This window comes from Sorangium sp. So ce117 (genome assembly GCF_051524395.1).
GTDB classification, from domain to species: domain Bacteria; phylum Myxococcota_A; class Polyangia; order Polyangiales; family Polyangiaceae; genus Sorangium; species Sorangium cellulosum_B.
This window is the reverse complement of the sequence record NZ_CP150309.1, coordinates 8,997,462-9,016,078: the sequence shown is the minus strand read 5'-3', so window position 1 is coordinate 9,016,078 and position 18,617 is coordinate 8,997,462. Positions and strand designations below refer to the sequence as shown.

Here is an 18,617-nt window from a genome sequence, read left to right as displayed (position 1 = left end):
CGGTTCAGCGGTAGACGCCGCTCCGCGCGCGGGATTCGAGCGCCGCGGCGAGCTCCTCCTCGCCGATCGACCAGGCCTCGGCCGACAGCGCGCGCGCCTCGACGGGCTGGAGCGCCTCCAGCGCGTGCGGCGCGAAGCGCAGCCGCGACAGCGACAGGAGGCGCTCGATCGCCTCGGACGCCACGCCGCCCTGGAGCTCCTGCCGCCACGCGCGCTCGATCGCCTCGAGCCGCGCGGGGCTCTTCCACGCGTCGGCGATCACCACGCGGCCGAGCCGCGCGTCGATGGCGTCGATCCCCGTGGGCAGCGCGACGATCGCCTGCTGCGCCGCGCGCGCCGGGTCGCCGAGGCCCAGCGAGAGCAGCGCGCGGGCCGCTTCGAGCAGCCGCGCCTCGTCGGGCCGGAGCGCGGCCCGATCGACCGACGGGAGCCGCTCCAGCGCGGCCGCGTAGCGCTCGCGGCGCGCGGCGTCGATCACGGCGGCCAGCGCGCGCAGGACCCTCGCCGTCGGGGGCGAGAACCACGGATCCGCGCCGGCGCGCGGGCGCTGCGCCGGGTCCTCGAGGTCGAGCGCGGCGGCGCGCCACAGCGACGCGCGCGCGTCGAGGACGGCGCGCGTCGCCTTCACCGCGAGCGCGAAGAACAGGGCGGCCGGGAGTAGGCCCTTCACGCCCCAGATCTCGCTGAGGAAGTAGCTCGCCGCGACGAGCGACGAGAGCGCGAGGAAGAGCAGCAGCCGCCGCCGGCGCCTCGCGTCGTCGCCCGCGGCGCCGGCAGCCCCGTCCGTCGCGCCGACGAGCTCGGCGCACCACTCGAGCAGCCACGTGAAGGCGGATCCCACGTCTGCGGGATCAGGATGCCCTCCGCTAGGCCTCCGCGCGAGGCCTTTCGATCTCCGCGCAGAGCGCCCGGGTGAAGTCGCTCGTGCTCGCGGCGCCGCCGAGGTCGCGCGTGCGCACCTGGCCGGCCCGGTAGAGCGTCGTCAGCGCCCGCTCGATCCGATCGCCCGCGTCGTGCTCGCCGAGGTGCCGCAGCATCATCACGGCGCTCTGCACGAGCGCCGTCGGGTTCGCGTAGCCCTTGCCCGCGATGTCCGGCGCCGACCCGTGCACCGCCTCGAAGACCGCCGCGTCGTCGCCGATGTTCGCGCCGGGCACGATCCCGAGCCCGCCGACCAGGCCGGCCCCGAGGTCCGAGAGGATGTCGCCGTAGAGGTTCTCCGTCACGATCACGCCGAGCCGGTTCGGATCGCGGACCATCGTCATGGCCGCCGCGTCGACGATCATCTCGCCGAGCTGGATCTCGGGGTGCCCCACGGCCACCCGCCGCGCGCAGTCGAGCGCGAGGCCGTCGGAGATCTTCATGATGTTCGCCTTGTGGACGATCGTCACCTTGCTCCGGCCGTGCTTCTTCGCGTACCGGAAGGCGAACTCCGCGATGCGCCTGGAGCCACGCTCGGTCGTGAGCTTGATGCTCTGGGCCACGCCGGGCAGGATCATGAGCTCGAGCCCGGCGTAGAGCCCCTCGGTGTTCTCGCGCACGATGACCATGTCGACGTCGAACCGCGGCTCGACGCCCGGCAGGCTGCGGATCGGCCGCACGTTCGCGTAGAGGTCGAGCGTCTGCCGGAGCGTGACGTTGACCGAGCGGAACCCGCCCCCGATCGGCGTCGTCACCGGGCCTTTCAGGGCGATCCGGTTCTTCCGCACGGCGTCGATCACGGGGAGGGGGAGCGGCGAGCCCGTCAGCTTCGCGACCTCGATGCCCGCGTGATGGATCTCCCAGTCGACAGCGACGCCGGCGGCTGAGACCACATCCTGAGTCGCCGTCACCACCTCCGGGCCGATGCCGTCGCCCGGGATCAGCGTGATGCGATAGGCCATGGGCCGTCCCATTAGCAGGTGCGCAGGAGGGAACAATGGACAAGCGCGACGGTGTTGTGATGGCGCAACCACGCGCCGCGTCAGCGCGCCGCGCCTGGCGGACGCGGTGACTGGGCGCGGCGACGGAGAGAGGCGCGCGAGGCGGCGGTTCGGGCGGCTCGATACGGCCTTTTACAATCGCGCGCGACCTCGGTAGGGTACGCGTCCGCACGGCCTGACAGGCCGCTGTCACCTGGAACCGGGCGCGGGCCGAGCCATCGGCCCCAGCCCATGTTCACCAACTAGAGTGAAGGAGCGTGCTCATGCACCCTCGTGTCTTGAAAGGTCGCAGAACCGCCTTCGCGGCCTTCCTGCCTGCCGTGATCGCGTCGTCCTCGCTGGGGTGCGGCTACTCCGAGGAGGAGTGGAAGGCCCAGCTCGACAAGTACAACCGCCTTCAGAGCCAGCACCAGACCACGGAGGGCCGCCTCGCCGAGACGCAGAAGGAGCTCGAGGCGACCCAGGCGAAGGTCGCGGAGCTGACGAAGCAGCTCGAGGCGGCCGGGGTCGACATCGGCAAGCTGAACGAGAACCTCCAGGCGACGAGCACGCAGGTGTCGCAGCTGAGCTCGACGCTGGAGGAGCGCGAGAAGGCGCTCGCCGAGTTCAAGGCCCGCGCCCGCCAGCTGGAGGCGATCAAGGCGCGGTTCGAGACGCTCAAGAAGAAGCTGGACGAGCTCACGAAGCTCGGCCTGGCGGTGAACATCCGGAACAACCGGATGGTCATCTCGCTGCCGGGCGACGTCCTCTTCGACTCCGGGCGCGAGTCGCTGAAGAAGGAGGGCAAGGAGATCCTCCTCAAGGTGGCGACGGTCGTCAAGAACGACAAGTCGCTGCTCCAGCGCGACTACCAGGTCGCCGGCCACACGGACAACAAGCCGCTCGCGGGCGGCCAGTTCCGCGACAACTGGGGCCTGTCGCTGATGCGCGCCCGCGAGGTGCTCGTGTTCCTCGTCAGCCCGGCCGACGTGAAGGGCGGCGGGGGCGCGCTCCCCGTCGCGAACTGGAGCGCGGCGGGCTTCGCGGACACCGATCCGGTCGCGACCAACGACACCGACGAGGGCCGGCAGAAGAACCGCCGCTGCGACCTCATCGTGGTCCCGAGCGTCGAAGAGATGCTCGACCTCCGGGCGATCACGCAGTAACCCGCAATCTCGCGGCGCGCGCCGCCACCCGCGGCGCGCTCTTCGGCGATCACGTCCGCGCCGTCAGGTCGGCTCAGATCAGCTCTTGTGTCCACCGCCCGGCGATGGCCGGGCGGTCCTGCGAAACTCGCTCGGCGTCTGGCCGGTGACGGCGCGGAACGCGGCGGCGAACGCGCCGAGGCTCTGAAAGCCGACGTCCAGCGCGACCTGCGTGACGCTGGCGCTCGGGCTGGAGAACAGGTCGATCGCCCGGAGCACGCGCGCGCGCGTGACGAAGCCGCGCCACGTGACGCCGGTCTCCTCGCGGAACCGCCGCCGCAGCGTGCGCTCGGTCGCCCCGGCGAACGCCGCGGCCCGCGGGAGATCGGCGCTGGAGACGTCGCGCAGCGCGCACTCGATCGCGCGCTGCACCGGCCGCGTCTTGCCGCGGGGCAGCCGGTACGTGGCGCCGCGATCGAGGAGCGGGCCGATGAGGTCCGCCATCGCCGCGAAGAACGTGTTGGCCGCGGCGTCGTCCGGGCGCCGCGCGACCGGCCAGCGGCGCGCGTAGATCACCATCTCGCGCAGGAGCGCGGGGATCTCGAAGATCCTCACCGCCGCGAGGGGAGAAGGGAACGCGGCGGGCTCGAAATAGATCGAGACGATGGACGCGTCGCCGCAGGTGGTGGCGTGCCGCTCGCCCGCGGGGATGAGCGCGGCGAGCTGCGGGGGGAGCAGGAAGGACGCGTCCTCGACCTCGAGGCGCGCCGTGCCGGCCAGAGGACAGAGCAGCTGGTGCCGCGCGTGGGTGTGCCAGCCGTACACGGCTCCCCGCAGCTCGTCTTCGTAGGAGAACGCGCGCGCGCCGGCATGATCGAGCCCGAGCCGCGCGAGGTGCTCGGTGGTCTCCGTCGGGGTCAGGACGCGGGCTTGCAAGGCTTGGCCTCTCGGCGGTGATCTTTGTCCGTTCGCGGGCAGCCGTAAAGCCGGAGCGCGTCCACCCTCGAGCGCCATGAAGCAAGCCACTCCCGCGGCGCACGATGCGTTGATACAGGAACAGTTCACCCGCCAGGCCAGGCCGTTCGCCGAGGTCCGGGCCCACTCGGCGGAATCCGCCATGGGGCTGCTGCTCGACGCGCTCGCCCCGGCGCCGGGCGACGCGGCCCTGGACGTGGCCTGCGGGCCGGGGATCGTCGCCTGCGCGCTGGCCCAGCGCGTGGCGAGCGTGCGGGGGCTCGACATCGTCCCGGCGATGCTGGACGAGGCGCGGAAGAGGCAGGCGAGCCTCGGCCTCTCCAACGTCACCTGGGAGCTCGGTGACGCGAGCCGGCTGCCCTATCCGGACGAGAGCTATCGCCTGGTCACGACGCGCTACAGCTTCCATCACCTGCTGGAGCCGCTCGTGACGCTGCGCGAGATGGCCCGCGTGTGCCAGAGGAGCGGGCGAGTCGCCGTGATCGACGTGGCGCCGGCCGAGGACAAGCGGGCGGCGTACGACGCCGCCGAGAAGATCCGCGATCCGTCGCACGCGAGCGCGCTCACCGAGCGCGAGCTCGGCGCCCTGTTCGACGCGGCGGGGCTGGAGATCGAGACGACGACGCGGTACCGGCTCGAGGTGGAGCTCGAGGCCGCGCTCCGGGCCTCCTTCCCGGAGCCCGGCGGAGCGGACCGGCTCCGGGCCCTCTACCGCGCCGACGTCGGCGTCGACGCGCTCGGCGTGGGCGCAGAGCTCCGGGGGGACGAGGTCCACTTCGCCTATCCGATCGTCATCGTGGTGGGCCGGAAGCGCGGCTGAGCCGAGAGGCACCTTCTGCCCGGCGACTCGAGGCGCCAGGACTCCGCAGCTCAGGGGTGCGCCGCGGCCGGGCAGGAGGGATCGGTCGTCGCCTCGACGTCGTCCACGTGCAAGGCCTCGTCGTCGAGCGGCGCATCGCAGGTGCCGCTGGCTCTTATCTTGAAAGAGATCGGCTGGGGCATGCCCGCCGTGCGCGGATCCAGGCAGAGCGTCTGTTGCGTCCAGCGCTCGCTGGCAGCCAGGGCGCCTCCTGGCGTCGAGGAGGCGGTCGCCGCGAGGAGGTGGCTCGTGCGGTACCAGAACTTCAGCGCTGGACCGGCCGTCCCCTGAGGCTCGGGGACGGTGAACACGGTGGAGGCCGAGGGCTCGCGGCACGGCTTCCGCACGGACAGCGAGAGCGAGACGTCGCCGGCGTGCGCGGCCGCTGAGTCGACGGCGAGCCTGGCGCTGCCGCGCGCGGGGTCCTCCGCGTTGAGGACCCATGTCGGCGAGAGGCCCGCGTCGGCGCCGGGGTTCTCGAAGCCGGGGTCGAAGAGCGGCGCGTCCCCGGGGCAGCGGTCGTCCGAGACGATGGCGAGATCATCCACCGTGAAATCCCGCTTGTTCTCGTCCATGCACGGCTGGCTGTGCCGGTTCCGGAAGGCGAACGCGAGGCGGTGCGCCATGCCGAGCGCCCACCGGGGCAAGCAGGCATGCGAGACCTGCGCCTCGCCCGTGCCCGTCAGGGCCGTCAGCCGGTGCGTGCTCAGCATCACGTCGACGATCGCCCCCGGGCTGCCACGGCTCCAGATGCGGAGCGCCGGGCTCGGCAGCGCGGCGGACGGCAAGGGCGCCGAGAGCGTGCCCTCGAGCGAGGGGACCTGGCAGAACAGCGTGGTGGCGAGATGTCCGCCCTTGCCGCCGCCCTGGCCCAGGCCGCGCTCGATCTCGGAGACGCCGCCCTCGGCGGTCGCCTTCCAGCCGGCGGCCCCTGCTTCGAAGTCGCCGTTCAGCACCTGGCCAGGCGGCGGGCACTCGTTCATTTCATCCGGCTGAAGGGCGACGTCATCGAACGTCAGCGTGAAGTCCTGTCCGGTGTCCTCATCGCACAGGGGAGAACGCCGGGCGGGCCCGAGGAGCAGCTCGATCGGCCTGCCGTAGGCGCGCTCTCCCAGGCACACGCGTTGCGGGGCAAAGGACGAAGAGGGCATGAGATCGAGGTCGGTGATCCCTCCGTCGATCCGGACCCCGACCCCCGGAGGGCCGAGGCAGTCCATCGCGAGCTCGCAGCCGATGCGCGCGGCGAACGTGAGGAGGAGCGGCCCGACGCACGCGAGGTCCGGCATCGAGAGGCGCTGATAGAAGCCGGCCATCTGGCACACCGCGTCTCTCCCGATGATGCCGGCCCCGGGGTTGCCGTTTCCCTCGACCTCGGGGGAGACGAGCGCCGCCCCCGTGGTGCTCCACGTATCCGAGCGCTGGAATGAGGGGTCCTCCGGGCCTCCCCGCCAGTCGCAGTCGCCGTCGACCATCGGGTCGTCATCGGCGCAGGCACACCCCGAAACACATACGCTGTCTGCGCAGCGGAGCCCGTCGTCGCACTGGCCCAGAGACCCACACGGACAGCCTTCCTCACCAGGAGGGCAGTCGGCGCCCCCGCCCGCGCCGCCTGCGTTTTCGGCGCCGCTCGCGCTCTCCGCGCCACCCGCGCTCTCGGCGCTGCCGTCGCCTCCCGCCCCGCCTGCGCCCGCAGAGCCCTGCTCCGTCCCGGAGCAAGCGCTCGCGAATGCGCCAAGCACGGCAGCGACACAGCAGGTCAACGGGCGTGACCATCCCATCATCAATTCAAGCTAGCGGGCGAATCACAGGACCGCAAGGTAGATAGGATGTTTCTGCACTCTCTGGCGAGACATCGAGATAAGGAGAACTCTCAAGTCGTATCGGGCGAAGCCGGAGACGCGGACGTCCGCACGCTGAACTCGAGCTCATCGGCTCATCGTGACGCGGGCAAACATGGGTCGAGGAAGCGCAGCGAGCGCGAGCGTCCGAGAGGCGGGCGCGCGTCTGACGGCCCGCGCGGCTCGTCGTGCGAGCGCAGGAGTGTCCACGAGAGCTCCGCGGCGCGAGCCGGGCGACGACGCACCGCGTGCCTGGCCCCGCGCCGAGCGCGTCAGCCGCCGGAGGCGGCGCCGAGCGCCGCGGAGGGCACGAGGCTCGAGACGGGGCTCCCCCCGGCATCCGCGCCAAGGAAGGCCCGCAGCTCGGCGAGCAGCGGACCTGACTCGCCGACGAAGGGGAGGTGATCGTCGCCCGGCAGCTCGACGTGGCGCGCGCCGTGGATGCGGCCGGCGAGGTCGCGCCCGGCCGCCGCCGGGACGGCCCGATCGCCGGCCCGGTGCAGCACGAGCGTCGGGGCGCTCACCCGGCCCAGCGCGGAGCGGATGTCGGCCGCCGCGTGTGCCCGGAGCATGCGCGCCGCCCCGCCAGGGCTCGCGCCGTGGCGCAGGTACGCGGCCCAGAAGCGCCGGAACGCGCCGTCATCCGCCGCGGACGGGGCCAGGCGATCGAGGAAGAGCGGCTCGCCCCAGCCGCTCCGCAGCGCGCGCTCGGCCTCCTCGGCGTCCTCGCCGGCGAGCCCGAAGAGGCACCCCGGCCAGGCAGACATCTGCGCCGCGCTCCCGAGCGCGATCAGGGCGCGCGCCCGCGCCGGGTGCGCCGCCGCGAGCAGCGCGCACGGCGCGAACCCGGCGCCGACGCCGAGGAGCGCGGCGCGCGCCACGCCGGCCGCGTCCAGCACCGCCAGCAGATCCTCCGCCTGCTGCTCGGCCGGGGCGCCCGCGCCCTCGCGCTCGCTCATCCCGGTGCCGCGCTGGTCGAGCACGATGAGCCGCGCCCACGCGCCGAGCTCGGCGAAGAACCGGGAGATGAGCGCGCCCTCCCACGCGGCCTCCACGTGCGTCACCCACCCCTGGACCAGCACCAGATCGATCGGCCCGGCGCCCGCGATCCTGTAGGCCAGGCTCGCGTCGGCGCTCGTGGCGAGGCGGGTCTCCGCCGCGTGCAGCCGCGCGGGCGCCCGCGTGGAGGAGACCACCCCCTCCCGCGCGGCCTCGAGCCCGCGCCGCATCGCCTCGGCGATCTGCGCGTACGCGCCCGCCCAGGCCCGCGCGGTGGCGGGCGACCACGCGTCCCCTTCGAGCTCCTCGAGCGCCTCGAGCAGCGCGCGGCCCACGGCGTCGAAATGCTCGGGCAACGCGGCGTACGCGGCGTGGCGGCGACCGAGCGCCTCGAGCATCTCGACCAGCTTGTCCGGCGCGCGCAGGTTGTCGACGACGAGCTGCAGCGCCGCGGCGAGCTTGAGCCGCTGCTCGCGCATGTCCGGCGGGAACAGCGCCCGGAGCGCCGGCTCGCGGGCGAAGAGCCGCTCGTAGAAGCGCGTCACGAGCGCCTCGGCGCGCGGGGCGAGGCGCTCGAACGAGGCGCGCACGACGTCCGCGCCCGCGTCCTGCGCGCTCGCGGGGGGCGACGCGGGGCGGACGATCTGGAACGCCCGGCAGAGCGCCTCGGTCTCCTCGAGCGCGGCCTGCACCTCCTCGGCCGACGCGAAGCGCGCCTCCGGCTCGCGCAGGACGCAGCGATCGATGACGGCCGCGAGCATCTCCGGGACGTCGGGGCAGATCGAGCGCAGCGGCGGGAGCGCCCGCGCCGTCACCCAGCTGGCGATCGCGTGCACGTCCAGCCCCGCGTGAGGCAGCCGGCCCGCGCACAGCTCGTAGAGGACCAGCCCGAGCGCGTAGACGTCGGAGCGGGGCGTGCCGGCGGTGCCCGCCCAGAGCTCCGGCGCGAGGTAGAGCGGCGTGCCCATCATCATGCCGCCGTCGGTCAGGCTCGCGGTCCCGAGCGTGGAGGCCGCGTCGAGCGCCACCGGGATCGCGGTCGTCAGGGCGGACATGTCCGCGAGCGCCCACGGCGCGGGCGCGACGGCGGAGCTCGGCGCGGCGCGAGGGCCCGCGTCGAGGGCGGGGGCGCCGGGCCGGTCGGCGAGCTTGGCGAGGCCGAAGTCGAGCAGCTTCACCTCGCCGCTCGCGTCGAGCATCACGTTGGCCGGCTTGATGTCGCGGTGGAGGACGCCCCGCCGGTGCGCCGCGGCGAGCCCGCGGGCGAGGCCGAGCGCGAGGCGCAGCGCGGCGGGCCACGGGATCGGCTTCGGGAGCAGCTCGAGCGGCTCGCCCTCGACGAACTCGTAGGCGATGTACGGCCGCCCGCGCACCTCGCCGATCCGGTAGACGGCGACGACGTTGGGGTGCTGGAGGCGCGCGATCGCGCGGGCCTCGACGCGCAGCCGCTCGATGGTCCTGGGATCCGGGCTGTCCGCCGCGACGAACTTGAGCGCGACGGGCCGGTCGAGGACCTCGTCGTGGGCGAGGTACACCTGCCCCATGCCCCCGCGGCCGAGCGGCCGCACCACGCGGTAGTCGTCGAAGGCCGAGGGCGGCGCCCAGGAGAGGGGCGGCGGCGGCGGCCGCTCGCTCGCGCCGAAGCGCTGGTGCATCGTGTTGAGGAAGAGCGGCGCCCCGAGGTCGCTCTCGCTCGGGCGCGTCGAGAGCCGCGCGCGGCAGCCGTCGCAGCCGGCCACGTGCCCGCGGATGCTCGCCGCGTCGTCGTGCGGGAAGTTGCCCGCGAGCCAGGTGGCCAGGGCGTCGTCGGACGGGCACGGGATCATGCGCTGCTGTTCTCCGGAGCGGCATTCTCCGTGCGCGCTGTGGGCAGCGCAATGCCCGCGCGGTCTGTGCCGCGCTGCGCTGCTCCGCCGTCGTGAGAGGCAGCACCTGTGCGCCTGTCGTGGCCGTGCGGCGCTGGAGCGCGGCGCGAGCCCGGCGCGCGAGCGCGCTCGCGCGAGCCGCGAACGATCGGCGCTGGACCGGCGCCGCCGCGGTGTCACGCTCGCGGAGAGCGATGAGCGACCCGAAGCCACCGCCGAGCCCAGCGCCCCGGTCGGAGACGGTGCGGCAGGCGCTTCTGGAGGAGCTCCGCAGGGGAGCGGCGACCGCGTGGGAGCTCTCCACCCGCCTCGGGATGCGGGAGCGCGACGTGGCGCCGCACCTCGAGCACCTCGCGCGCTCGTTGCGGGCGCGCGGCGAGCGGCTCTCGGTCGCGCCGGCGCGCTGCCTGCGCTGCGGCTACGCGTTCGACGAGCGGCGGTCGCTCGCGAAGCCGAGCCGCTGTCCGGCGTGCCGGGGGGAGCGCATCGAGGCGCCGCGGTTCCGGATCGACGCGGGCGAAGGGTGAGGCTCCCGGGCGGCGGCGGCGCTCCTCACAGGGCCGGTCGATCGGGCGGCTCCGGGCGCCCGCGCCGCGCGGCGCGGGCCTCCACCTCGCCGAGCAGCCGCGGGCCCGCGCGCTCGCCCGCGCCCGCGAAGAAGGCGCGGGCCTGGGCGAGGTCGCCGTGCGCCGCGTAGAGCTCGACGAGCTCTCGCTCCGCGGCCTCGTCGATCGTCGCCTCCAGCGAGCCGGCGCGCGCGGGGCCGAGCTGCACGATGGCGCGCAGCGCCCTCATGGCCCCGTCGGTGGCGTCTCGGCCGCCGAGGCCCCGCAGGCTCCACGACTTCACGTAGAGCGCGCGCTTGCGGAGCGGCGCCCCCGCGGCGCCGCGGAGCGCGGCGTCGCAGGCGCTCACCGCCTCGTCGAGGCGCCCCGCGGCGAACGCCAGGTCGGCCAGCGCGAGGTAGGCCTCGGCCGCCTCGCCGGACGCCGGGTGCTCGAGGGCGAGCTGGCGCAGCCGCGCCTCGGCGCCGCGCGCGTCCCCGCCGTCCTGGAGCGCCCGCGCGAGCGCGAGGAGCGCTCGAGGCCGCTGCTCCGCTGCGCGCAGCGCCGGCGCGTCGACGAGCGCGGCGTAGGCCGCCGCGACGCCCGCCCTCAGCCGCGCGGCCTCTGCTTCGAGCGCCGCCCGCCGTGCCGCGCCGCGCGCGCCGGCCGCGCCCGCCTCCGCGGCCTGGTCGAGCACGAAGAGCTGCACGCCGATCACGCGGTAGCGCCCCGCGAGCGACTCCGCCTCACGGAAGATCGGCTCTGCCGCCGCGCTCGCGCCGGCGTCCGCGCCGTCCGCACCGCGGCGCGCGGCGGGCGCCGGCGCCCCCGCGCTCGCGCCGGGGTCCGCGCCGCCGCGCGCGGCGAGCGCCGGCGCTCCCTGCGCGGCGCACCCCGCCGAGGCGAGGGTGAGCGCCATGAACGCGGCGACCCGCCGCGCCGCGGCTCTGCGCCGCTCCGTGAGATTGCTGGCGGTCTTCGCTGCGCGCTCCACAACCCGTGACACTTCTTCTCCTCGTGACTCGCCGCCGGCAGAGAGGGCCAAACGCGGCGCGCTTCGTGCCGAGCGGCGCGGGAAGATAACCGCGCGCGCCCAAGGGACCAGGGCAATCCACCGAGGACGCGCCGATTCTCTGCCTGAACCACGCGGAGAACAGCGCCTTTCGAGCGCCTTGCGCGGCGGCGCACACGCGGCGCGCGGGGCGGAGCGACGCGCCGCAGAGCTCGCACCTCCAGCACGCTCCGCCTCGGCCCATGCATTGCGTCTCGGCCTTCATCGCTCCGCGCCCGGACCGGCGCTTCACACCGGGCGGGGGCGTATCCGGATGGAGAGTCACGACATGGCGACAAAAGTGAACTGCCTCCCGTTCACGATCCCCACGATGCCGCGCCTCGGGCTCGCCGACCTGGAGGCGCGCTTCCGACGCCTCTCGCTCCTCATGTACGACACGAAGGTTCCGATCGTGACGCTCGAGAAGGAGGTCTATCCTTACCTTGCCCGTGGCATCGAGTTCGTCAATCCATGGCGGCGCGTGCGCGGGATCGAGACGTACCAGGTCGGCCTCTCTGGATCTCGCGTCGGCGGCCGTTTCGACCTCGACGTCTCTCAGCTGAGCGTCCGGCTCTCCGAGCCGCGTGACGCGGGCCGCGCCCTGGTCGACAGCACCTTGTACCTGCGGCTGTTCCCGCGCTGCGCGTATCCCGTGCGGGTGATCCTGACCTACGATTTCTGCATGATCGACGGCGGCGAGAGCTTCGAGATCACGCGCCACGAGGAGATGTGGCGCATCGGGGACATTCTTCGGAGCGCTCCGCTGCTGGGCCGCTCCTACGATGTCTTCCGTTCCTGGTCGGGTTACCTCTTCACCGGCGCGCTGCTCCTGTCCCGCGCGGTCGCTGTCCGTCCGCCTGGCGCCGAGGCCGCGCGGGGCGAGCCGGAGCCGGCGCGCTGACGCCCTGAGCGCGGGCCGGCGATCTCTCGGAATCGACGGAATCGACGGAACCGCCGGGGCCGAGGGAACCGAACGCCGGTCCGCGTGTCCGAATGTCCCCGGCGCCCTGGTCTTCTCGGGCCGGGGACATCCCGACAACCCTCGTTCACTCACGGAGCAGCTCGATGGGAAATCTGCCGCCCGGGCCGAAGTCGCTGAGCCTTGTGGATACCATTCGTGCAGGATTCATCTCCTCCGAGCCCGTCTTCAGGCGCTACGCCGCCGAGTACGGCCCCACGTTTCGCCTGAGGTCGCCGAACGGGATACTGACCATCACGGGCGATCCGGAGGCGATCCGCGCGGTCTACACGGCCGATCCCGACGAGTTCGATGTCTGGGGTGTCCAGCTGACGGAGCCGGTCTTCGGGACCTCGTCGGTGGTCGTGACGGCGGGCGCGCGCCACCGGCGCGATCGGCGGCTGCTCGCCCCGCCGTTCAGCGCCGGCGCGATGCGGGGTTATGGCGGCGCGATCGCGGACATCAGCCTGGACGTGGCGTCGCGGTGGCGGCCGGGCCGCTCGTTCTCGATGCTCGCGGCGACCCAGGCGATCGCGCTCGACGTGATCGTCCGCGTGGTCTTCGGCGTGCGGGGCGAGTCGCGCGTCGGCAGGACCCGCGAGGCCGTGCTCGGGCTCATCGAGTCGCTGAGCCCGAGCTTCATGATCATCCCCGCGCTCCGCCGCGACTTCGCCGGCTTCGGCCCCTACGCGCGCCACAAGCGCGCGGCCAGGGCGCTCGACGCGCTGCTCTTCGAGGAGATCCGGGCGAGGCGCGCGGAGGGGGACGCTTCGCAGGACATCCTGGGCCTGATGATGAGCGCCCGCCACGACGACGGCGCGGGCATGAGCGACGTCGAGATCGCGGACCAGCTCCGGGCGCTCCTGTTCGCTGGTCACGAGACGACGGCCATGTCGCTGGGGTGGGCGATGTACTGGCTGCACCGCGAGCCGGCCGTGCTCGCGCGCCTCCTCGACGAGCTCGACGCGCTCGGTCCCGCGCCCGAGGCGGACGCGCTCGCGTCGCTGCCGTACCTGGAGGCGGTGTGCCTGGAGGCGCTCCGCCTCCACCCGCCCGTGGTGGACGTGGCCCGCGTCGTGAAAAGGCCGTTCCAGCTCAGGGGCTATACCATCCCGGCCGGCGAGGCGATCGCCGCCTCGCCGCTGCTCCTGCACGGCCGCGAGGAGCTCTACCCGTCGCCGGAGCGATTCCGCCCTTCGCGGTTCCTCGATCGGAAATTCACACCCTTCGAGTTCATCGCCTTTGGCGGCGGCGCCCGCCGGTGCCTGGGCGCGGCGTTCGCGATGTACGAGATGAAGGTCGCCCTCGGCACGATCCTCGGGAGATACCGGCTCCGGCTCGAGAGCCAGGCGCCCATTCACCACGTGCGCCGCGGGCTCACCATGGGGCCGAGCGGGGATGTGGCGATGATCCTGGAAGGGGAGCGCGAGCGAGCGAGGGCGGAAGGCCGCACGGCTGCGGTCCAGGGCAGCCCGGCGGAGCCCGCGCTCCGGCCCGCCGCGCCGCAGCCGGCAGGGCGGTGCCCCATCGGCTTCTCCTGAGCGTTGCTCACCGGGTCTCCTTACGCGCGGCCGGCCGGCCGCGCGCTCTGGCCTTCATCCCGTCAGCTCGTGCTCGCGGGGACGCCGATCCGGCCTCCGGCGGCGCTCCACGACGAGCGGCAGCCCATCCCGCGGCACGAGCGCCCGCCGGCCGCCGGCGCCCGCTTCGTACCCTGCGGGCAGGTCGAACCGGAACTCCCGCACCAGCGCCGCCAGCATGAGCTTCATCTGCAGCACGGCGGTCCGCTCGCCGATGCACTTGCGCATGCCGAGCCCGAAGGGAAGGAACGCCGAAGGCGGGCGCTCCTCGTGCCAGGGCGAGCCCGGCTCGAAACGCTCCGGGAGGAACTCCTCCGGGCGCTTCCAGTACCGCGGAAGCCGCTGCATGACATACGGGCTCACGAGGACCTCGTCTCCCGCGCTCACCACGTGCGGCCCATGGCGGAACTCCCTCCGCGCCTCGCGCGCCAGCACCCATACGGGCGGGTGCAGCCGCAAGGTCTCCTGCACCACCGCCGACAGGATCGAGGCGCGCTCCACCTCCGCTCCCTGCACGCCCATCCCCTGCGCGCCGATCGCGTCGAGCTCCTCCTCGAGGCGCCTTCGCACCTCCGGGCGCTGCGCGAGCTCGTAGAGCGCCCATGCCGACGCCGCGGCCGTCGGCACGTGCGTCACCAGCATCATCACGACCTCGTCGATCAGGGCTTGTTCGTCGATCTGGCCGGCGTCCACAGCGCGCACGAGCGGATCCAGCAGATCGGTCGTCCCGCGGTTCCCGGCCGCCCTGCGGTGCTCTGCCGCCGCCAGGATGGACGCCGCGAGCGCATCCCTCGCCTGGCCATAGGCCATCTCGTCGTCTGCAGCGTGCCCGAGCCACGCTTCCACCCGAGGCAGCTCGGTCGCGATGCGCTCCACGACATGCTCTCCCGACTCCCCGAGCAGCAGCATCGACGCGCTCCGCAGGGCGACGTCCTCGAGCTCCGGCAGCACCGCGCGCGCCTCGCCTGTGCGCAGCCGCGCGAGCGCCTCGCGCACCACGCGCGCGGCGCCCTCGGCGCGCGCGAGGAGCGCCTCCCGATGGAACGCCGGTGCGAGCGCCCTCCGGCGTTCCATGTGCTCACCCGCCTCGAGGCGGGCGACGCTTCGCGGATAGGCGTCCTGCATCCGGTGCGGCGGCGTCTTGTCCGTGAAGCCCTCCCGATCCGAGAACACCCTCTGGATCGCGGCCGGATCCGAGACGGCAAAGCACTGCTTGAGCCCCAGCCGGAACCGGAAGAAATCGCCGTACGTCAGGGTGCCGTCGAGCAGGAAGGCGAGGGGATCCGCGCGGAACTCCGGCCAGGAGCCGTGCAGAGGGTGCGCTTTCGGACCGGGGGATCGGATCATGGCCAGTTCTCCGGAGAGCGTGGAGCCGCGGTTTGCATACGAGATAGCGTCGGGAGCGGCGCCGGCGCTCCGCAATCAGGGGCGCGCGGGCGTCGTTCAGGAAGACAGCTGGGCGCCGGGGCTCGAAGAGGCGCGAAGGCTCAGGTACACCGCCGCGTGGCTCAGGTCCGAAGGCGCGCGGAGGCTGAGATAGACCACCGGATACCCGAAGTCATAGGCCGACGCGCCGGGCTGCGCGCGCACGTGCTCCTCGTACGCCCTCGCGAGCTCCTGCGCGGTGCACGGACAGCCCGCCTCGGCGGCGATCGTGAGGATGCGCGTCATATCCCCATCGGCCTCGGCCATCTTCTCCGCGAGGCGCTCGTCCACCTCGACCTGCGCCAGAAACGCGCGCGCGTCGCTCCTCGGCGCGCGTCCTGCCGTCGTCCCCTGGTTCGTCGTCGAAACACCGATCGTGGTGAGTTGTCCAGTCATGTGCGCAGACCTCCTTCGGGCCCCTTGAGGCCGCGGAACCGCGGCGGCGGCGTGCCGCGCGCGGTCCGTCTCCCTCTCCCAGAGCAGGTCCCGCGCCAGCGCCGCGGGCAGGCGAAATGGCCGGCGATGGCGGCCCTCGAGGGGCCCGTTGTGCGCGCCGCTGCGCGAGTTGCGCGAGCGCTCGCGCAACTCGCGCAGCGGCGCCTCTCTCACCGCCCCAGGGGCCCGCCGACCTGCTGGCGCTCGCGCAACGGGAACCGGAACCGGAACCGGAAGTAGAGGCGATGTCGAGGACCGGGCGCCGCCCCCTCGCCGCACGCTTCGGCCCGGCGAAGGGGCTCTCGCCGGCCCTGCGATACCACTTGATAATGTTAGTTAGTCTTACTAACCATTGGGGTGCCCGACACGCTGACCGTCTTCACCACGCTGCTGCTCGCGCGGATCGCTCGCGTGGATCGCACCGCCTTGCAGCTGATTCAGGAGCGCCTCGCCGAGCGGGGGGTCACGCTCGCGGAGTTCCGCCTGATCGGCGCGCTGCTCGGAGAGCGCGTGGGGCTCACCCAGCGCGAGCTCGCCGAGCGGCTGCAGATCACAGCCGCGTCGCTCTCGGCCCTCGTCGGCCGCCTTGAAAAGAAGGGGCTCGTCGAGAGGACCCCCGACGAGAGCGACGCGCGCGCCTTCCGCGTGCGCTGCACGCCTCAGAACGCGGAGTACGACTGGGTACAGGACGTGCTGGTCGAGGTGGAGCGCCGCGCAACGCGGGGCATCCCGGCCGTAGAGCTCGATACCACGGGGCGTGTCCTCGCCGCCATGATCGGCAATCTCGAGATCGACGACACGCCCGTTCCATCAACAAGGAGGAGAGAGAAATGAAGCTCGCACGCGCCCTCGTGGTGTCCTTCTCGACGGCAGCAGCAAGCGGCTGCTGGGGGCTGCCGCCGTCGCCCCTGCCCCCCGATGACCACGGCCGTGGCCGGCCGTCTCATGATCTGCCCCCTCTGCGCGCGATGTCTGCCTCGCGATCGTGCAGCGCGCCGAGCACGTCGAGCTTCTTCGCCCAGAATCGCTCGTAATGAGCGGCCCAGTCATGGACCGCGCGCAGCGGCGCGGCCTCCACGTGGTAGAGCCGCGAGCGCCCCTCCCGGCGGGGCGCGACGAGCCCGGCGTCCCGCAGCACCCTGAGGTGCTGCGAGATCGCCGACTGGGTCACGTCGAACATCGCGCACAGCTCGGTGACCGAGCGCTCCCCGCCGGCCAGCGCGTCGAGGATCGCGCGCCGCGTGGGGTCCGCGAGCGCGCGGAACGTCTCGTCCGGGGAGCGCGCGTTCGTCACCTCACGTCACCTCGCGCCATGCGCCGCATCATATTAGTGAGCCCTAATATGTCAACCGACCAGCACGGCGGCGAGCTCGCCCGCTCATGGACGGATCACGACCGTCCTTGGTGACGGGATCGCGCGCGGCGCCGCGAACGCGCTCGATCCGTCCGAGCATCGCGGCGGCGACGGCGAAGCGCCGCGCGGAATCGCGGGCGCGCTGCACGGAATCGCGGGCGCGGCGCGCGGGAGCGGGCGAGCGGCGCCGGGGAATTCGCGTGCGAGGAGGTCTGATCACCCTCTACGCTGAGCGCCTCCTCGAACCGCGAAGGTTGCCATGAGCGATGACATCGTCGAGCTGACCACGAAGCACACGTACGGCACCTGGCGCGCCCAGCGCGGCTGGAAGCCGATCCATGTCACCCGCGCGGAGGGCTGCGCGTTCTGGGACGCGTCCGGCAAGCGCTACCTGGACCTGTCCTCGCAGCTCATCTGCTCGAACCTCGGCCACCAGAACGAGGCCGTGATCGAGGCCATCTGCGCGCAGGCGAGGCAGCTCGCCTACATCAGCCCGGCGCACACGTGCGAGGTCCGGGCCAGGGTGGCGCAGAAGCTCCTGGAGGTGATGCCGAAGGGGCTCGACAAGTTCTTCTTCGCGACGTCGGGCACGGAGGCGAACGAGGCGGCGTTCAAGATGGCCCGGCTCTACACGGGCAAGCACAAGATCATCGCGCGCTACACGTCGTACCACGGGTCGACCGCGGGCTCGGTCGCGGCGACCGGCGACTTTCGCCGCTGGTTCATCGAGCCGGCCGGCAAGATCCCGGGCGTGGTGTTCGGCCCGGAGGTGAACTGCTACCGCTGCCCGCTCGGCCGGAGCCACCCCGAGTGCGGCGTCGCGTGCGCCGACTACCTCGCTTACATGATCGACCACGAGGAGAACGTCGCGGCGGTGATCGTCGAGCCGGTCGTGGGCACGAACGGCGTCCTCATCCCGCCGGCCGACTACCTGCCGAAGATCGCCGAGGTTGCGCGGAAGCGCGGCGTGCTCCTCATCGCGGACGAGGTGATGAGCGGCTGGGGCAGGACCGGAAAGTGGTTTGCGGTCGATCACTGGGGCGTGGTGCCGGACATCCTGACGACCGCGAAGGGCGTGACGAACGCGGCCGCGCCGCTCGGGGTCGTCGCGACCTCCCGCGCGATCGCGGACTACTTCGACGACAACATGTTCGCGCACGGCCACACCTACGAGGCCCACCCCCTCACGCTGGCCCCGGTGATCGCCGCGATCGACGAGTATCGCCGGCTGGACCTCCTCGACCGCGCGACGAAGATGGGAGACGTCGTGGGCGCGAAGCTCCGCGCCCTCAAGGAGAAGCACCCCTCGATCGGCGACGTGCGCGGGATCGGCCTGTTCTGGGCGGTCGAGCTCGTGAAGGACCGCGCGACCAAGGAGCCGTTCAACGTGCCGCAGGACAAGGCAGCTCGGCGGCCCCTGGTGGTCGACGCGGTGGTCGCCGAGGCGGCGAAGCGCGGGGTGTCCCTCATGGGGTGGGTGAGCCACCTGCTCGTGGCGCCGCCGCTCATCATCAGCGAGGCGGAGATCGACGAGGGGATCGCGGCGCTCGACGCGGCGCTCGACGTGGCGGATCAGCGGCTCTCGGGCTGAGGACCTCGAGCGCGAGGCGGCCCTTCACGGGCCGCCGGAAGAGCACGTCTGTGGTCGCGGCGAGGGCGCCCGGCGAGGGGGCGCGGCGACGTGCTA

16 protein-coding genes are annotated in these 18,617 nt (G+C 73.2%); 7 read left to right on the top strand and 9 right to left on the bottom strand.

All coding sequences use genetic code 11. The features are described 5' to 3' along the window. Window positions 1-4: 4 nt before the first annotated feature. Together WMF46_RS33765 and WMF46_RS33760 are read right to left on the bottom strand one after the other, a co-directional pair. Window positions 5-841, bottom strand: a complete 837-nt coding sequence (locus WMF46_RS33765) for a hypothetical protein (RefSeq protein ID WP_437980965.1) — start codon at window positions 839-841, stop codon at window positions 5-7. A 25-nt stretch (window positions 842-866) separates the two neighbouring features. After that, window positions 867-1,883 (bottom strand): isocitrate/isopropylmalate dehydrogenase family protein, encoded by a 1,017-nt coding sequence (locus tag WMF46_RS33760; RefSeq protein WP_437980964.1) that lies wholly within the window; start codon window positions 1,881-1,883, stop codon window positions 867-869. Window positions 1,884-2,185: 302 nt separating this feature from the next. Here WMF46_RS33760 and WMF46_RS33755 point away from each other — a divergent pair, with 302 nt between their 5' ends. Next, a complete protein-coding gene (locus WMF46_RS33755; protein ID WP_437980963.1) occupies window positions 2,186-3,067 on the top strand; it encodes an OmpA family protein in 882 nt (293 codons plus the stop codon). 78 nt (window positions 3,068-3,145) lie between these two features. Here WMF46_RS33755 and WMF46_RS33750 read toward each other — a convergent pair whose 3' ends face one another. Next, window positions 3,146-3,982 (bottom strand): AraC family transcriptional regulator, encoded by an 837-nt coding sequence (locus tag WMF46_RS33750; RefSeq protein ID WP_437980962.1) that lies wholly within the window; start codon window positions 3,980-3,982, stop codon window positions 3,146-3,148. A 76-nt stretch (window positions 3,983-4,058) separates the two neighbouring features. On the opposite strand from WMF46_RS33750, the gene WMF46_RS33745 reads away from it, so the two are divergent. Beyond that, the gene (locus WMF46_RS33745) at window positions 4,059-4,841 is read left to right on the top strand and encodes a class I SAM-dependent methyltransferase (RefSeq protein WP_437980961.1); all 783 of its coding nucleotides are present in this window, start codon (window positions 4,059-4,061) and stop codon (window positions 4,839-4,841) included. A gap of 50 nt (window positions 4,842-4,891) precedes the next feature. On the opposite strand, the gene WMF46_RS33740 is transcribed toward WMF46_RS33745, so the two are convergent. Then, entirely contained in the window at window positions 4,892-6,352 is a 1,461-nt protein-coding gene (locus WMF46_RS33740) for a hypothetical protein (protein WP_437980960.1), read from the bottom strand. A 638-nt stretch (window positions 6,353-6,990) separates the two neighbouring features. Beyond that, entirely contained in the window at window positions 6,991-9,543 is a 2,553-nt protein-coding gene (locus tag WMF46_RS33735) for an alpha/beta fold hydrolase (protein ID WP_437980959.1), read from the bottom strand. Window positions 9,544-9,776: 233 nt separating this feature from the next. Between WMF46_RS33735 and WMF46_RS33730 the strand changes: the two genes are divergently transcribed. Continuing rightward, window positions 9,777-10,109: a transcriptional regulator gene (locus WMF46_RS33730; RefSeq protein WP_437324296.1), complete on the top strand. Its 333-nt coding sequence runs from the start codon at window positions 9,777-9,779 to the stop codon at window positions 10,107-10,109. A gap of 25 nt (window positions 10,110-10,134) precedes the next feature. Here the strand turns inward: WMF46_RS33730 and WMF46_RS33725 are convergent, their stop codons facing one another. Beyond that, window positions 10,135-11,133, bottom strand: a complete 999-nt coding sequence (locus WMF46_RS33725) for a hypothetical protein (protein WP_437980958.1) — start codon at window positions 11,131-11,133, stop codon at window positions 10,135-10,137. 334 nt (window positions 11,134-11,467) lie between these two features. Between WMF46_RS33725 and WMF46_RS33720 the strand changes: the two genes are divergently transcribed. Beyond that, window positions 11,468-12,079, top strand: a complete 612-nt coding sequence (locus tag WMF46_RS33720; RefSeq protein WP_437980957.1) for a hypothetical protein — start codon at window positions 11,468-11,470, stop codon at window positions 12,077-12,079. 164 nt (window positions 12,080-12,243) lie between these two features. Beyond that, window positions 12,244-13,677, top strand: coding sequence for a cytochrome P450 (locus WMF46_RS33715; protein ID WP_437980956.1), 1,434 nt, complete (start codon window positions 12,244-12,246; stop codon window positions 13,675-13,677). Between the two features lie 54 nt (window positions 13,678-13,731). Here WMF46_RS33715 and WMF46_RS33710 read toward each other — a convergent pair whose 3' ends face one another. Together WMF46_RS33710 and WMF46_RS33705 are read right to left on the bottom strand one after the other, a co-directional pair. Next, window positions 13,732-15,063: a cytochrome P450 gene (locus WMF46_RS33710; protein ID WP_437980955.1), complete on the bottom strand. Its 1,332-nt coding sequence runs from the start codon at window positions 15,061-15,063 to the stop codon at window positions 13,732-13,734. Window positions 15,064-15,159: 96 nt separating this feature from the next. Next, window positions 15,160-15,537 carry a Nif11 family protein gene (locus tag WMF46_RS33705; RefSeq protein ID WP_437980954.1) on the bottom strand — a complete coding sequence of 126 codons (378 nt, stop codon included), beginning with the start codon at window positions 15,535-15,537 and terminating at the stop codon, window positions 15,160-15,162. 396 nt (window positions 15,538-15,933) lie between these two features. Between WMF46_RS33705 and WMF46_RS33700 the strand changes: the two genes are divergently transcribed. Further along, the gene (locus WMF46_RS33700) at window positions 15,934-16,410 is read left to right on the top strand and encodes a MarR family winged helix-turn-helix transcriptional regulator (RefSeq protein WP_437980953.1); all 477 of its coding nucleotides are present in this window, start codon (window positions 15,934-15,936) and stop codon (window positions 16,408-16,410) included. A 109-nt stretch (window positions 16,411-16,519) separates the two neighbouring features. Here the strand turns inward: WMF46_RS33700 and WMF46_RS33695 are convergent, their stop codons facing one another. Then, the gene (locus tag WMF46_RS33695) at window positions 16,520-16,870 is read right to left on the bottom strand and encodes an ArsR/SmtB family transcription factor (RefSeq protein WP_437980952.1); all 351 of its coding nucleotides are present in this window, start codon (window positions 16,868-16,870) and stop codon (window positions 16,520-16,522) included. 319 nt (window positions 16,871-17,189) lie between these two features. Between WMF46_RS33695 and WMF46_RS33690 the strand changes: the two genes are divergently transcribed. Further along, window positions 17,190-18,521: an aminotransferase family protein gene (locus WMF46_RS33690; protein ID WP_012239035.1), complete on the top strand. Its 1,332-nt coding sequence runs from the start codon at window positions 17,190-17,192 to the stop codon at window positions 18,519-18,521. The last annotated feature ends 96 nt before the right edge of the window (window positions 18,522-18,617 follow it).